This is a genomic window from Enterobacter sichuanensis, assembly GCF_002939185.1.
GTDB lineage: Bacteria > Pseudomonadota > Gammaproteobacteria > Enterobacterales > Enterobacteriaceae > Enterobacter > Enterobacter sichuanensis.
This window is the reverse complement of the sequence record NZ_POVL01000019.1, coordinates 14,611-28,621: the sequence shown is the minus strand read 5'-3', so window position 1 is coordinate 28,621 and position 14,011 is coordinate 14,611. Positions and strand designations below refer to the sequence as shown.

The 14,011-nt window shown below is 55.3% G+C and carries 12 protein-coding genes; 1 reads left to right on the top strand and 11 read right to left on the bottom strand.

The window, feature by feature from the left end; genetic code table 11:
• Positions 1-233 precede the first annotated feature (233 nt).
• Both yciT and C5687_RS10595 read right to left on the bottom strand, forming a co-directional pair.
• On the bottom strand, positions 234-986 hold the full coding sequence (gene yciT / locus C5687_RS10600; protein WP_104556917.1) for a DNA-binding transcriptional regulator YciT: 753 nt from the start codon (positions 984-986) through the stop codon (positions 234-236).
• A 43-nt stretch (positions 987-1,029) separates the two neighbouring features.
• Positions 1,030-1,212: a YciZ family protein gene (locus tag C5687_RS10595; protein ID WP_025756592.1), complete on the bottom strand. Its 183-nt coding sequence runs from the start codon at positions 1,210-1,212 to the stop codon at positions 1,030-1,032.
• Positions 1,213-1,405: 193 nt separating this feature from the next.
• Here C5687_RS10595 and C5687_RS10590 point away from each other — a divergent pair, with 193 nt between their 5' ends.
• Positions 1,406-2,275, top strand: coding sequence for a crotonase/enoyl-CoA hydratase family protein (locus C5687_RS10590; RefSeq protein ID WP_104556916.1), 870 nt, complete (start codon positions 1,406-1,408; stop codon positions 2,273-2,275).
• On the opposite strand, the gene pdeR is transcribed toward C5687_RS10590, so the two are convergent.
• From pdeR to sapA, 9 genes are all read right to left on the bottom strand, one after another.
• On the bottom strand, positions 2,272-4,263 hold the full coding sequence (pdeR, locus tag C5687_RS10585; RefSeq protein ID WP_104556915.1) for a cyclic di-GMP phosphodiesterase: 1,992 nt from the start codon (positions 4,261-4,263) through the stop codon (positions 2,272-2,274). The genes C5687_RS10590 and pdeR overlap by 4 nt on opposite strands.
• Positions 4,264-4,586: 323 nt before the next feature.
• Positions 4,587-6,521, bottom strand: a complete 1,935-nt coding sequence (locus C5687_RS10580) for an exoribonuclease II (RefSeq protein WP_104556914.1) — start codon at positions 6,519-6,521, stop codon at positions 4,587-4,589.
• Positions 6,522-6,609: 88 nt separating this feature from the next.
• The gene (locus tag C5687_RS10575; RefSeq protein ID WP_104556913.1) at positions 6,610-7,596 is read right to left on the bottom strand and encodes a CMD domain-containing protein; all 987 of its coding nucleotides are present in this window, start codon (positions 7,594-7,596) and stop codon (positions 6,610-6,612) included.
• 154 nt (positions 7,597-7,750) lie between these two features.
• Positions 7,751-8,539, bottom strand: coding sequence for an enoyl-ACP reductase FabI (gene fabI / locus C5687_RS10570; protein WP_003856831.1), 789 nt, complete (start codon positions 8,537-8,539; stop codon positions 7,751-7,753).
• 124 nt (positions 8,540-8,663) lie between these two features.
• Positions 8,664-9,470 carry a putrescine export ABC transporter ATP-binding protein SapF gene (gene sapF, locus C5687_RS10565; RefSeq protein ID WP_104556912.1) on the bottom strand — a complete coding sequence of 269 codons (807 nt, stop codon included), beginning with the start codon at positions 9,468-9,470 and terminating at the stop codon, positions 8,664-8,666.
• Position 9,471: 1 nt separating this feature from the next.
• A complete protein-coding gene (gene sapD, locus C5687_RS10560; protein WP_047958816.1) occupies positions 9,472-10,464 on the bottom strand; it encodes a putrescine export ABC transporter ATP-binding protein SapD in 993 nt (330 codons plus the stop codon).
• Positions 10,464-11,354 carry a putrescine export ABC transporter permease SapC gene (gene sapC, locus C5687_RS10555; RefSeq protein WP_104556911.1) on the bottom strand — a complete coding sequence of 297 codons (891 nt, stop codon included), beginning with the start codon at positions 11,352-11,354 and terminating at the stop codon, positions 10,464-10,466. The genes sapD and sapC overlap by 1 nt, the downstream gene beginning before the upstream one ends.
• Positions 11,341-12,306, bottom strand: coding sequence for a putrescine export ABC transporter permease SapB (gene sapB, locus C5687_RS10550; RefSeq protein WP_045285954.1), 966 nt, complete (start codon positions 12,304-12,306; stop codon positions 11,341-11,343). The genes sapC and sapB overlap by 14 nt, the downstream gene beginning before the upstream one ends.
• Positions 12,303-13,943, bottom strand: a complete 1,641-nt coding sequence (gene sapA / locus C5687_RS10545) for an ABC transporter substrate-binding protein SapA (protein ID WP_104556910.1) — start codon at positions 13,941-13,943, stop codon at positions 12,303-12,305. The genes sapB and sapA overlap by 4 nt, the downstream gene beginning before the upstream one ends.
• Positions 13,944-14,011: the final 68 nt, after the last annotated feature.

Here is a 14,011-nt window from a genome sequence, read left to right as displayed (position 1 = left end):
AAAGATGTACACGTTAAGTATAGACGAATCGAATACTTAATACTGTTATCCGTGAAAGCTGGTCGCGCAGGTGTTACGTCATCACGCAGGTGATAGTCACTTCCTGTTATATCGCTAACAGTAATTTTACGACTTTACGTCAGGTTAAACAGGTAAAAACTCTTAAAGCAGGGTTAAGAATCTTCTCAGAGAAAGAACAACATGCGCGCCCGAAATTTGGGCGCGGAGGGAAATCAGGCTGTGGTTTTAATAATATTGACGATGAGACCGTCATCTTCCATTTTATTCCGGTGCGCTTCGCTTAAACGATCGTCAGTAATAACGCGGCTAAAGCGGGAAACGGGCCCCATGGTGTAAGGGTGAACGGCGCCAAATTTTGAGCTATCCGTGAGCACAATGGCTTCACACTCTTTTTCCAGTACCGCGTTCACGACGTCAGAGCGCATCATATCCCGGCCGGTAAAGCCCGTTTCCGGTTGCCAGCCATCAATGCCGATAAAGGCCTTACTGAAATGGACCTGCTGGACGTACTGGCGGGTCAGCGGGCCGACCATGCTTTCACTTTTTTTCTGGTAAATACCGCCCAGCAGAATCACCTCGCACCGCGTCTCTTTAAGCAAATGCGCGATATAGCTACTGACAGTGATAATGGTCACGTCTTTCTGATCGGCAAGCGTGCGCGCCAGAAGGGCATTACTGCTGCCGTTTTCAATAAAGACAGTCTCGCCATTGTTCACTAACGATGCGGCAAATTCCGCCAGCTCACGTTTCAGCGCGTAGTTATTCATCATACGCGTCTCAACGTCATCGCTGTCCAGCGGGACAGCATACCCGTGTGCGCGACGCAGGTAGCTCTGTTTTTCCAGCAGATTAAGATCCTGACGGATGGTGACTTCAGAAACGCCAGTGGTTTTGGCGAGATCGACTACGCTGACGCGCCCCTGGTCAATGACCATCTGCAAAATGAGTTGTTGTCGGGAATTCATAGCATCCATTTAATAAAGCGAAACGAAGTCGGAAACGGTGGGTTTAAACTTCCCACGGCGCTTTGGGCTGGCTGTTTTCGGGCGCAACGTCAGCGCCATTCTGAGCAAGAAGTTCAGACTTCAGGATCTCCAGATTACGAATAGCAGAGTGATAATCGCCCGCCACCAGGATATCCAGCACGGTATCAATACGTTGTGCTACAGCTTGTGCATCAATAGTAGACATAATCTCACCCCAGGCGCGAAAAGTTAATATTTTCAATGATGCAGAAATTAGGATCAAAAGAGAAGGGAAAAAATGCAATAACGAAATCACATAAACGGAAGTGATAAATTTATTCCCCCTCATAAAGCAGGTTGGGTGAGTGGATTAGTCTAAAACTGCGCGCAAGGCGCTTTTTTATAAGAGGTATAAGACTATGACAGTTATCAATCAGCCAACCTGCACACTGTTTACCGATACTGAACGGTTCACCCAGTTGTCAGGCTATTACGAGGCGGAACGACACACAGTCTGGATGATGCTGCGAGCCCAGCCACGTCCTTGCTTCAACCATGCGTTAATCGAGGAGATCATGAACTTTTCGTGGCTGGTTCGCCAGTCCGGCTTTACGGTTGATTTTTGGGTTACCGGTTCGCTGGTACCTGAAATGTACAACGTGGGCGGCGATTTACAATTCTTCGTCGAATGCCTGCAGAACGGGCGTCGTGAAGCATTACGGGCGTATGCCCGCGCCTGCGTTGATTGCGTCCATGCCGCGTCACGGGGGTTTGATACAGGAGCCATTACGCTGGCAATGGTCGAAGGCAGTGCTCTGGGTGGTGGCTTTGAGGCCGCGCTGGCGCACCATTTTGTCCTGGCGCAGCGCGATGCCCGTTTAGGTTTCCCTGAAATCGCCTTTAATTTGTTCCCGGGGATGGGCGGATACTCTCTGGTGGCACGCCGGTCAGGCATGAAGCTGGCGGAGGAACTCATCTACAAAGGAGAGTCCCATACGGCGGAATGGTACGAACAGCACGGGCTGGTGGATGTGCTGTTTGAACCCGGACAAAGCTATGTCTCTGCCAGAACCTTCATCGATACGCTGGCGCCAAAATTGAATGGCGTAAGGGCGATGTTGCGCGCCCGTACGCGCGTTCTGCAGTTGCCTCGCAGTGAACTGATGGACATCACGGAAGACTGGGTTGACGCGGCGTTCTGCCTGGAGCCCAAAGATATCGCCTACATGGAGCGTCTGGTGATGCTGCAAAACCGCCATCACGCGGCGGGTTTGCGTAAAGCCAGTTAACGTTGTTTACGCGCTTGATATCGTTTTAGCCATCGCTCGAATGCGGCAGCGGGCATCGGCTTAGCAAACAGAAAACCCTGCCGTTCGTTGACGCCGTTCTTGGTCAGAAAGGCGTCTTCTTTCGCATTTTCCACCCCTTCGGCAATCACCTGCAGGTTCAGCGCCTGCGCCACCGCGACGATGGCGCGCACCAGAGACTGGGAGATGGATTGCTTATGAATGTCCCTGACAAAAGATTGATCGAGTTTTATGGCATCAATGGGGAAGCGGGCCAGTTGGGAAAGGGACGAGTAGCCGGTACCAAAATCGTCGAGGTGAATTTGTGCCCCGAGCCGGCTGAACTGCTGGATCACCGAAAGCGCCAGCTCTTCGTTCTCAATCAGACAGCTTTCTGTTAATTCAACGTCGACAGGGCAGTATTCAAAGTTCAGATCCTTCAGCGCCTGTTTCAGGTCACTGAAAATTGTCTGGTCGGCCAGCTGGCGCGCAGAGACGTTCACGGCCACGCGCAGGTTAATCCCCTTGTCGCGCCATTTCGCCACCTGGCGAACCACATCCAGCATGACCCAACGGCCCAGCGGCACGATCAGGCCCGACTCCTCGGCATAAGAGATAAACTCCAGCGGCGGGATCAGCCCGCGCTCCGGCGATTGCCAGCGGACCAGCGCTTCCAGACTTCTGATTTCTCCGCGCCAGGTTATTTTAGGCTGGTAGTGGATCAGCAGTTGATCGTTATCCAGCGCTTTACGCAGGTTGGTATCAAGCCAGAGATACTCGAACACGCGCTGGTTCATCTCGGGAGAGAAGACGCAGAACTTGCCGCGGCCGTTCTCTTTCGCGGTATACATGGCGGTATCGGCGTTACGAATGACGCTTTCCCGGTCGTTACCGTGCTGCGGGGCGAGGGCAATCCCCAGCGAGCAGCCGGTGTAAACCTCAATCAGACCGATTCTGAACGGCTGGCGCAGGCGAGTCAAAATACGGGACGCCATCGCCTCCAGAGACCCCTGAGAGGTATGGGTGGCCATGACGATAAACTCATCACCGCCAAGCCGGGCCAGCACCTGGCCCTCTTCCAGGCAACTCAAAATGGCGAGCGCGACAGCCTGTAACAGCTGATCGCCAAACATATGCCCGTAGGCATCGTTGACCTTTTTAAAGTTATCCAGATCGAGATACACCACGCCAACCTGCGTATCGCCGCGGGTGGCGATGGCGTCAGAAATCAGTTCGTGAATGGCATTGCGGTTTGGCAAACCGGTGATGGTATCGGTATTGGCCAGCACGCGCAGCCGCTCCTGCGCGCGGCGTTCCTCGGTAATGTCGGTACCGGAACAGATGAGGAAAATTTCATTTTTACCGCTGCCGCTATGAACAAATTTGTTTCTGAACAGAAACAACCGTTGCCCCTTACGCGTTTTGATCCAGCGTTCCACTTCGTAGGAGCTGCCGTTGCGAAAGAAACCGGTAATATTCCGTTTTGAGGCTGCCGCTTCGCTGCGGCTCATAAACAACTTAAACACGTTCTGGCCAATCACTTCATGTTCTTTGAGCCCGGTGTACTCTTCGCTCAGCCGGTTAAAACGCTGAATATTGCCGTTCTGATCGAGAATAACGATGACGGAGTTGGCCTCTGAAACAACCTGTTCCGCAAAAGAGAGTCCCTGAGCCAGATCGCGGGCCACGGAAGGGGTATCGTTCCAGGCCGACGCGGTGCCTGCCCACTCGTTGCGGGTGATTTTGCGCCCCACCAGATGGACCGGCACCTCTTCCCCGTACAGAGAGAGCGACATGGAAATACTGGAGGTAATCACGGTTAACTGACGGATAAGATCGGCCTGCTCGTCGTCCAGCGCCACCACCTGCGTAACGTCGGCATTTTCGCTGGTGGCCAGGTGCAGAGCATTGCTGTCAGCTGACAAGCGCCACCAGGGGCTGTGCGTCCCCATGTAACGAAACAGCAAATTCTGCTCCAGATCGTCCATCATGTTTTCTCCCGCAGCTGTTCATTAGCGCACAAATTATTCATTTGCAGTCGACTTTTCCGTTTTGAAACAGCGGCAAAACCGAAGTGAACTTATTGTTTTTCCCTGTTTTCTTATAATAAAACGAGTCAGGCAGAAAAAAATACCGAGCGTATAAAAATTCAGGTAACCGAATATAACAACCCCCTTTTACTGTAGATAATTATGGCGATTTTGGGCGAAGGGAGAGGGGAATTTGTGAGAAAACGTGATGATTTTGTGGCGAGGGTAAAAAGAGAGATTGTCGGCCACTCCTGAGAGGAAATGACCGACAATTGAACAGCTTATCAGGCGACAGGGCGTGCGATAATGCTGCGGGTTTCCATGCGGACTTCGGCGATAGTTACGTCGATCACGTCGGTGACTTTGTAAACTGTTTCACCTTTAATTTGCACCGTTCCGTTTTCCTGGCTGCAGACCATTTCGTCACGGACAGCGTGCAGGAACGGAGCAGGAATAAAGGCCACCGCGCCGTTATCGACCAGACGTACGCGCATACCCCCGCGGCTGATATCAATGATCTCTGCCGCAAAACGGGTATCCGTGCCGGCTTTATCCTGCAGGAAGCGCGCGTACAGCCAGTCTCCCACGTCACGCTCCGCCATGCGGTTCAGGCGGCGACGTTCGGCCATCTGCAGCGTGGTCTCCTCCTGAGGACGGGCAATCGTTTCGCCTTTGATGATGGCTTTCAGCAGACGGTGGTTCACCATATCGCCGTATTTACGGATGGGCGACGTCCAGGTGGCGTACGCTTCCAGGCCGAGGCCAAAGTGCGGGCCTGGCTCTGTGCTGATTTCTGCGAAGGACTGGAAGCGACGAATACGGCTGTCCAGGAAACCGGATGGCTGTGCATCCAGCTCGCGACGAAGCTTGCAGAACCCCGGCAGCGTGAGTACCTCTTCCGGATCCACATGCACATCGTGATTTTTCAGCAGGGCCGCCAGCGCTTCGGTATTCGCCGGGTCAAACCCGGTATGGACGTTGTAAATACCAAAGCCCAGTTTGTCGCGCAGCACGCGTGCGGCGCAAATGTTAGCGGCAATCATCGCTTCTTCTACGATACGGTTGGCAATGCGACGCGGCTCAGCCACGATATCCAGCACTTCACCTTTTTCACCCAGCACAAAGCGATAATCCGGGCGATCTTTGAACACCAGCGCATGGGTTTGACGCCACTCGCCGCGGTTCAGGCAGATACGATGCAGCAGACGGATCTGCTCGGCAATCGCGGCGGATTCCGGTTTCCAGGTGCCCGTATTTTCAAGCCAGTCGGAGACGTTATCGTAGACCAGCTTGGCTTTCGATTCGATGGTGGCGGCAAAGAACTCAATATCGTCTTCAATGGTACCATCCGCTGCGATGGTCATGCGGCAGGCAAGGACCGGACGTACTTCATCCGGACGCAGCGAGCAGAGATCGTCTGACAATTCGCGCGGCAGCATCGGAATATTGAAGCCTGGCAGGTAGTTGGTGAAGGCACGGATCTTCGCCGCGTCATCCAGCTTGCTGCCTTCGGCAATCCAGGCTGTCGGATCGGCAATGGCAACCGTCAAATGCAGTTTGCCGTCATCGCTCTCTTCAGCGTAGAGCGCGTCATCCATATCTTCTGTGCTGGCGCTGTCGATGGTGACAAACGTCAGGGCGGTGAGATCGCGACGCGTCAAACCTTCGTCCTGCATCTCGGTCGCCACGCCATTTGGCGCTTCTTTTTCAAGATTGTGGCGCGCGAGGGTGACCCACCATGGCACGAAATGGTCAGCGCCAAAGGTGATGAACTGGGTTAACTCGGCATAGAAACCGCGATCGCCTTTCAGCGGATGACGGCGCATTTCGGCCACGGCCCAGTCACCGTCTTTAAAATCATGCTCAACACCACGGGCAGCACGGCACGGAATGGCATCTTTCAGCAGGGGATGATCCGGTACGACAGAGAGACGATCGTCTTTTCTCTGCACCTTGCCCACAAAACGGGTCAGGAACGGTTCAATCAGTTCTTCCGGCTCGGCGGACTCACGTTCCTTCTCGGTATGAATGACGGCCATGACGCGATCGCCATGCATCACTTTCTTCATCTGCGGAGGCGGAATGAAGTAGCTTTTCTGCGCGTCAACTTCAAGGAAGCCAAAGCCCTTTTCCGTGGCTTTTACGACCCCTTCTGCACGCGGCGTCTGGGAATGCAGTTGCTGTTTAAGCTGCGCTAGCAGCGGGTTGTCCTGAAACATAATGTTCTATTTTCGTAGCCATTGAGCGGCTGACAGTTTTACGCGATTCTCACTGTCTCAGCAAGCGGTCTTTGGGTAATTAGTATGGTTATTCCTCTTTACCCAACGCGACTTTCAGACGCGTAAGCCAGCCCTCAAACGCACTTTGAGTCAGCAGCGCGATGGCGTGTTCGGCTGAAAGTCCTTGATCCGTGAGCGGGGTAAACTGTGCGGCACTGAAGCGGTCCGGTGAACGTGTCAGCAACTCAACCGCGGCGGATAGCGCAGGAGAGGTCAGGGCAATCGTTTCCCGGCTATGTATCAGGATTTCTCCCGTCAGGTCGAGCAACGACGGCTCATGGCAAAGGACCGGGGTCAGCGCTTCAAGCGCGGGCTCTGCCTGCCAGCGGGACAACGACTCAAGCTGATGCGCACTCGCATAGCGCAGTTCGACGACCGGTAACAGCGGCACCCACGCGCTGTGGATCGCGGGCAGGGTGTGCGGCTGAATATGATGACCCGGCAACCAGCGAACAGGGTGTCCCAACAGCGCCTGAAACACCGCGACTACACGCGCCTGAAAACCGATAAAGCCAATAATCTGGTTAATCACCACAATGTCATATATTGACAGGCCCACCTCATCCAGCTGGTTTTGCGCTTTATCATCAATGACATCAGGGGAACTGGCGAGCTGGCGGGCATACTGCGTGATTTGCGCCAGGCGTCGGTTGCTTTCGCGAGAGGAGTCCGGGCCGGGAAGCGGGGCGAGGAGGGCGGCGTAGTGGTTACAAAGCCGCTGGACGCCACAGGCCTGTGCGACCGTCAGCGCGGTGCTGAGCCTGTCGTAGGCGCTGAGCGTGTGCAGGCGGTTCACGGGAATCGATAGCGGAAACAGCAGGTGACATAAGGCTCTGGCAGGGGTAAGCCAGCCAGAACAGGCGGCGACAATCTCATCAGGCAAGGCTAAATCGAGCAAAAAACGATCGTCGACGTTAGCGGCTTCGGGCACCAGGGGCAAAACATCCGTCTGCGCGTGGTTTGACTGGGTTTCGTGGTACCAGTGGCCTTTGCCGGAAAAACGGCGTTGTTCCATGTGCGTTCCTTGATCTCAAAATGGCGATCAATATCCTGGCGTAAGGCTGATAAAGGGAAAAATATTGTTAGGTGATAACAAATAGCAGAACGGAATAACGAAGGGGAGACGCGGGGAGAAATACTCTCTTCCCGGGCGGGAAGAGAGTCATAGCTTATTTAATTTCCAGCTCGTTCATTGCGGCGATGTTGAAGCCGCCGTCAACGTGAACCACTTCGCCGGAGATACCAGCGGAAAGGTCAGAGCACAGGAATGCTGCAGAGTTACCCACATCTTCAATGGTAACGGTACGACGAATCGGGGTAACCGCTTCGCAGTGTGCCAGCATTTTACGGAAATCTTTAATACCGGAAGCGGCCAGGGTGCGGATAGGACCTGCAGAGATGGCGTTAACGCGCACGCCTTCAGGACCCATTGCATTCGCCATGTAGCGTACGTTGGCTTCCAGAGACGCTTTAGCCAGACCCATCACGTTGTAGTTAGGGATAGCACGTTCAGCGCCCAGGTAGGACAGGGTCAGCAGGGCTGCGCCCGGGTTCAGCATCGCGCGGCAGGATTTCGCCATCGCAACGAAGCTGTAGGAGCTGATGTCGTGCGCGATTTTGAAGCCATCACGGGTAACCGCGTTCACGTAGTCGCCGTCCAGCTGGTCGCCAGGAGCGAAGCCGATGGAGTGAACGAAACCGTCGAATTTCGGCCATGCTTTTGCCAGTTCAGCAAACATGCCGTCGATGCTTTCGTCTTGTGCAACGTCACATTCCAGAACAATGCTGGAACCCAGCTGCGCGGCAAACTCTTCAACACGGCCTTTCAGCTTGTCGTTCTGGTAGGTGAACGCCAGCTCAGCGCCTTCGCGATGCATTGCCTGTGCGATGCCGTATGCGATGGACAGTTTGCTGGCAACGCCAGTCACCAGAATGCGCTTACCGGAAAGAAAACCCATAGCTTTAATCCTTATATTCATTGTTGTGCCGATTGTCATCATATCGGGACAATCGTCGTTAAAACGCGGCGATAATATCACGTGTCGCGTGCTTAGTTAATCCGACCACTCTTTCAATGCGCGCTTATCGGTCTTTTCGCCACGCATCGGCTGTCAATGCTTCACCGAAATGACCGGCAATCAGTCGTTTTGTCAGTTCATGGAGTGGGGAGGCCATCACATCCGCCGTGCTGCCGCGCTCGACAACTTCCCCCTCGTGCATGACCAGTACCTGATCGCTGATGTGTTTCATCATCCCCAGATGCTGGGTCACGTAGATATAAGAGATACCCTGTTTTTCCTGCAATTCCAGCATCAGGTTAATCAACTGCGAGCGCATCGACATATCCAGCGAGGCAAGCGCTTCGTCGGCAATGATCACTTTCGGTCGCAAAATCAGCGCACGCGCCAGACCCAGACGCTGTTTCTGGCCGGGAGCCAGCATATGGGGATAGTAACTTTCGTGATCCGGTAACAGCCCAACCATACGCAGGGTTTCAACGATGCGCTTGCGGCGGGCCTCAGGCTCCAGGTCAGTGTTCAGACGCAGCGGAAAATCGAGGATCTGCGAAATGCGCTGGCGTGGATTGAGCGAGGTCGACGGATCCTGGAAAATCATGCGGATGCGCTGGCTGCGGAAAGAGTAATCGCCGAACACCAGCGGATGATCGTCTATCAGCACTTCACCGTCGGTCGGTTCGACCATTCCCGCCAGCATTTTTGCCAGCGTGGATTTGCCGGAACCGTTCTCACCGATGATCGCCAGGGTCTGTTTTTCACGCAGGGTAAAGCTCAGGGGTTTTACCGCTTCGACCGTCTGGCGATGAAACAGCCCCGTACGATAGCGAAAGGTCTTACTCAGGTTGCGGACTTCCAGCAAGGTTTCGACCATTTCACTCTCTCTCCATGTTCAGCGGGAAATGACAGGCATAAAGATGGTTTTTAGCCCCCGTCAGACGCGGCGTTTCAATGCACTTGCGCTGCGCGTAGGGACATCGCGGCCCCAGACGGCAGCCTATCGGCAAGGATTCCAGCAGCGGAATCGCCCCCGGCAGGGTATTCAGGCGGCTCTTGTGCGGCATCGCGCTGCCAAAATCCGGAATCGCGCGGATAAGCGCCTGCGTATACGGATGATGCGGCGCGGTGATCAGATCTTCACTTGGCGCAGTTTCGACCGTTTGCCCGCAGTACATGACATCAATTTTATCCGCCCATTTGCTGAGCATTTGCAGGTCATGGCTGATCAGCAAAATGGTGGTGTTGTTATTCTGGTTGAGGCGCGACAGCAGGCGGAAAATTTGCGCCTGCGTGGTGGGCTCCATCGCGTTGGTGGGTTCATCCGCAATCAACAGGCGCGGCTGATTAGCCAGCGCGATGGCAATCATCACTTTCTGGCATTCACCGTCGGTCAGTTCATAGGGGAAGCTGCGCATCGCATCTTTATGATCTTTGATCCCGACGCGGTGCAGCAGCTCAATGGCGCGGCGTTTTCGCCAGCCGAAACGCTGCCACCAGCGGCCTTTATAGGTCCAGCCGGGAATGTTCTGCATCAGCTGTTTGCCCACGCGTTCGGACGGGTCGAGACAGGACTGCGGCTCCTGGAAAATCATCGAGACGTTATGCCCGACCAGCTTACGCCGCTCTCGCGGGGAGAGGCGCAGCAGGTCGATATCATCAAAGCGCATACGGTCTGCGGTCACGCGCCAGTTGTCTTTTGCCACGCCGCAAATGGCTTTGGCAATCAGGCTTTTCCCCGAGCCGGATTCACCCACCAGCCCGCGAATCTCACCCTCAGCAAGGGTAATACTGATACGATCGACGGCTTTAACCCAGCCTTCACCGGTTTTGAATTCGATGGTGAGGTTGCGAATATCAAGAAGCGGCATTATTGCACCCCCGCGTTAATTGCACGGCGAATACCGTCGCCCAGCAGGTTGATCAGCAACACGCTCACCATAATGGCAGCACCCGGCAGCATCACCGTCCACGGCGCAACGTAGATTAATTCCAGCGCGTCCCCGAGCATCGCGCCCCATTCAGGGGAGGGCAACTGCGCGCCGAGGTCGAGGAAGCCAAGCGCAGCGATGTCCAGAATCGCCATCGACAGGGCGCGGGTGATCTCGGTGACCAGCCCGGCGGCAATGTTAGGCAAAACGGCAAACCAGAGAATATTGAAGGTCGTCGCGCCGTCCAGACGCGCAGCGACGACATACTCTTTTTCCAGCTCATCATGCACCATGCTGTAAACTGAACGCACGATGCGGGGCAGAATCGCCAGCCAGACGGCGAACATGGCATGAGACAGGTGCGGACCGGCAAAGGCAACCACAATGATCGCCAGCAGCAGAGAGGGAATCGAGAGCAGCGTATCGAGAATGTGGTTAAGCACCGCCGAACGCAGACCATGGGTGGAGCCCGCAAAAATACCCAGCGCCAGCCCACAGATCGTTGCCGCAAATGTCACCACAAACGCACCGCCCACGGTAGGGGCAGCACCGCTCAGCAGGCGGCTTAGCACGTCACGTCCGAGATCGTCCGTTCCCAGGAAGAAGGAAACTTCACCGTAGCGCGACCAGGAAGGCGGCAGCAGCTGATAGCCAAGGAACTGCTGATCGATACCATAAGGCGCAAACCACGAACCAAAAATGCAAAGCACTAACAGACCGGCGCAGCCATAAAGGCCGATCATCGCCGTGGTGTCGCCGTAGAATTTACGCCACACGGTACGCAGCACACCGGGTGTGCGCTTTTCACTGTATACGCTATCGTAAGGCATACCATTCCTTATGCTTCAATGGGTTGGCCATGGCACCCAGAATATCGGACAACACGTTCACAATGATCACCAGCGAACCAATCACCATCACCCCTGCCGAAATCGCCGCGTAGTCCTGCTGGCGGATAGCGTTAATCAGCCACCGTCCCAGCCCGGGCCAGCTAAAGACCATCTCGGTGATCATGGCCAGCGTGAGCATGGTGGAAAACTGTAATCCCAGACGTGGGATTACCGGCGGCAGGGCGTTATGCAGGACGTTGCGACGCAGGATGGTCAGGCGCGACAACCCGCGCGTCGCGGCGGCTTTAACATAGTTCTGGTCAAACACCTCGATGGTACTCAGACGCATCAGACGGATCACTTCGGTCGTCGGTGCCACCGCCAGGGTCAGCACCGGCAATACCATATGGCGCAGGGCGCTCACGATCATCTCATCGCGCCACACGGAATCGGAGAGCCATGCGTCAACGATCGCAAAGCCCGTCACCGTTTTCACCGTGTAAAGCAGGTCAAAACGGCCTGAGACCGGCAACCAGCCCATTGTCAGCGAGAAGAAAAGGGTCAGCAGCAGCGCCAGCCAAAAGACCGGGATGGAGAAGCCGAGCAGGGCCAGCGCACTGATAAACTTATCCTGCCATTTGTTGCGATAAATGCCGGCCAACATCCCCACGGGAATGCCAACCATCAGGGCAAAGCCGAAGGCCAGAATGCACAGTTCCATCGTGGCCGGGAAGACCTCTTTTAACTGCTCGGAAATCAGCTGTCCGTTAATGCTGGACACGCCAAAATCCCAGTGCAGCAGCCCGTTAAACCAGAAGAGCCAGGCATCCCACAGGGAAGAGCCCTGGAGCGGGGCATGCGGCGTAAAATAGCTCAGGCTGAAGCCGACAAAGTTCAGGAAAAAGAGCGTCACCAGCAGCAACAGGAGCCGACGTAAGGTAAAAATAATCATGGTTTTTTCACCTCTTGTTCTTTTTCACGCGACACACCGGCGAACGAGGCGTTGCCGAAAGGACTCAGCACCAGGCCTTTAATATCATAACGATAGGCCTGCAGACGCAGGGAGGAGGCCAGCGGCAACACCGGCAGCTCCTGAGCGAGGATCTTCTGTGCTTCATCATAGGCGTCGATGCGGGAAGCCAGCTGTTGGGAAGCCAGCGCTTTTTGCAGCACGGCGTCAAACTCCCGGTGACACCAGTGGGCGTAGTTAGTCTGCGAGTTTATCGCCGCGCAGCTAAGCAACGGACGGAAGAAGCTGTCCGGATCGTTACTGTCGGTGGCCCAGCCGGTCAGGGTTAAATCATGATTCATGTCCATCAGGCGCGCCTCCTGGAAACGGCCCTCTACCGGTACGATGATCACCTTCACGCCGACCTGCGCCATATCCGCCTGCAGCAGCTCGGCGGTCTTGAGCGGGCTCGGGTTCCACGCCTGGGAACTGGTGGGTACCCAAAGTTGCAGCGTGAGGTTTTCCGCGCCCAGCGCCTTCAGTTGTTCGCGCGCTTTTGCCGGATTGTATTCCGTAATTTTAGCCTCACCGTCGTAGGCCCACGAGGCGCGCGGTAAAATTGAGGCGGCGGTTTCCGCTGTGCCGTAGTAGATCGACTGCATCAGGCGCTGGTTGTTGATCGCCAGCGCCAGCGCATGACGAACGGCAGGGTTATTCAACGGCGGCTTATCGGTGTTAAAGGCCAGATAAGCGATGTTCATGCCGGGACGTAACGTCAGACGCAGGCGCGGGTCGTCGCGCAAAATGGTGAGCTGGCTGGCAGCAGGCCAGGCGAGCACATCACACTCACCGGTGAGCAGTTTTGACAGACGCCCCGTCCCGCCGGAACCCAGATCGACCACCACCTGCGGCATCAGCGGCGTGCCGCGCCAGAAATGTTCGTGGCGCTGCAGACGAATGTATTGCCCGGCGCGGTATTCGGCCAGCTGGAACGGACCGGTGCCGACCGGCTGGCGATCGAGCAGCTCCTGACGATCTTTTTTCGTCAGCTTCGCCGCGTATTCGGCCGACATAACGGACGCATAGTGAGTCGCCAGGTGCCAGAGGAAAGAGGCATCCGGTCGGGTCAGCGTAAATTCCACCGTTCGGTTATCCAGCTTGCGCACGCTCTTAACAGTGTCGGCAAACTGCAGGCTGTCGAAATAGGGGAAGTTGCTGCCGTTGACGTTATGCCACGGGTGATTGCGGTTAAAGATACGCTGGAACGTAAAGACCACATCGTCCGCGTTCAGCTTGCGCGTGGGGGTAAACCACGTCGTGCGCTGAAACGCCACATCATCACGAAGATGAAAACGGTAGGTTGCGCCGTTATCCAATACTTCCCAGCTCTCCGCCAGTTCGGGGACCAGACGGTAGGTGTAAGGATCGACATCAAGCAGCCGATCGTAAAGCTGGGCGGCGAGGGTATCGACAATCAGGCCGCTGCCCGCTTTTTGCGGGTTGAAGGTGTCCACCTGGCCGCTGACGCAATAGACGAAGCCGCTGTCTCGAATGTCAGGCTGCGGCGTTTGCCCGGGCGCAGCAAAGGCCAGGCTGCTGAACAGACCGAGTGCAAAAAAGGACGATAAAACCAGACGCATAATTTTTAAGGTTTTTAGGTTCGATCTGCAAAGTGTATCGCACTTACGCCTGCTTCGTAAAAATGTCT

Excerpts from the sequence above, each read along its gene's own strand:
- yciT (WP_104556917.1), bottom strand. The coding sequence starts at position 986 with ATGAATTCCCGACAACAACTCATTTTGCAGATGGTCATTGACCAGGGG.
- C5687_RS10595 (WP_025756592.1), bottom strand. The coding sequence starts at position 1,212 with ATGTCTACTATTGATGCACAAGCTGTAGCACAACGTATTGATACCGTG.
- C5687_RS10590 (WP_104556916.1), top strand. The coding sequence starts at position 1,406 with ATGACAGTTATCAATCAGCCAACCTGCACACTGTTTACCGATACTGAA.
- pdeR (WP_104556915.1), bottom strand. The coding sequence starts at position 4,263 with ATGATGGACGATCTGGAGCAGAATTTGCTGTTTCGTTACATGGGGACG.
- C5687_RS10580 (WP_104556914.1), bottom strand. The coding sequence starts at position 6,521 with ATGTTTCAGGACAACCCGCTGCTAGCGCAGCTTAAACAGCAACTGCAT.
- C5687_RS10575 (WP_104556913.1), bottom strand. The coding sequence starts at position 7,596 with ATGGAACAACGCCGTTTTTCCGGCAAAGGCCACTGGTACCACGAAACC.
- fabI (WP_003856831.1), bottom strand. The coding sequence starts at position 8,539 with ATGGGTTTTCTTTCCGGTAAGCGCATTCTGGTGACTGGCGTTGCCAGC.
- sapF (WP_104556912.1), bottom strand. The coding sequence starts at position 9,470 with ATGGTCGAAACCTTGCTGGAAGTCCGCAACCTGAGTAAGACCTTTCGC.
- sapD (WP_047958816.1), bottom strand. The coding sequence starts at position 10,464 with ATGCCGCTTCTTGATATTCGCAACCTCACCATCGAATTCAAAACCGGT.
- sapC (WP_104556911.1), bottom strand. The coding sequence starts at position 11,354 with ATGCCTTACGATAGCGTATACAGTGAAAAGCGCACACCCGGTGTGCTG.
- sapB (WP_045285954.1), bottom strand. The coding sequence starts at position 12,306 with ATGATTATTTTTACCTTACGTCGGCTCCTGTTGCTGCTGGTGACGCTC.
- sapA (WP_104556910.1), bottom strand. The coding sequence starts at position 13,943 with ATGCGTCTGGTTTTATCGTCCTTTTTTGCACTCGGTCTGTTCAGCAGC.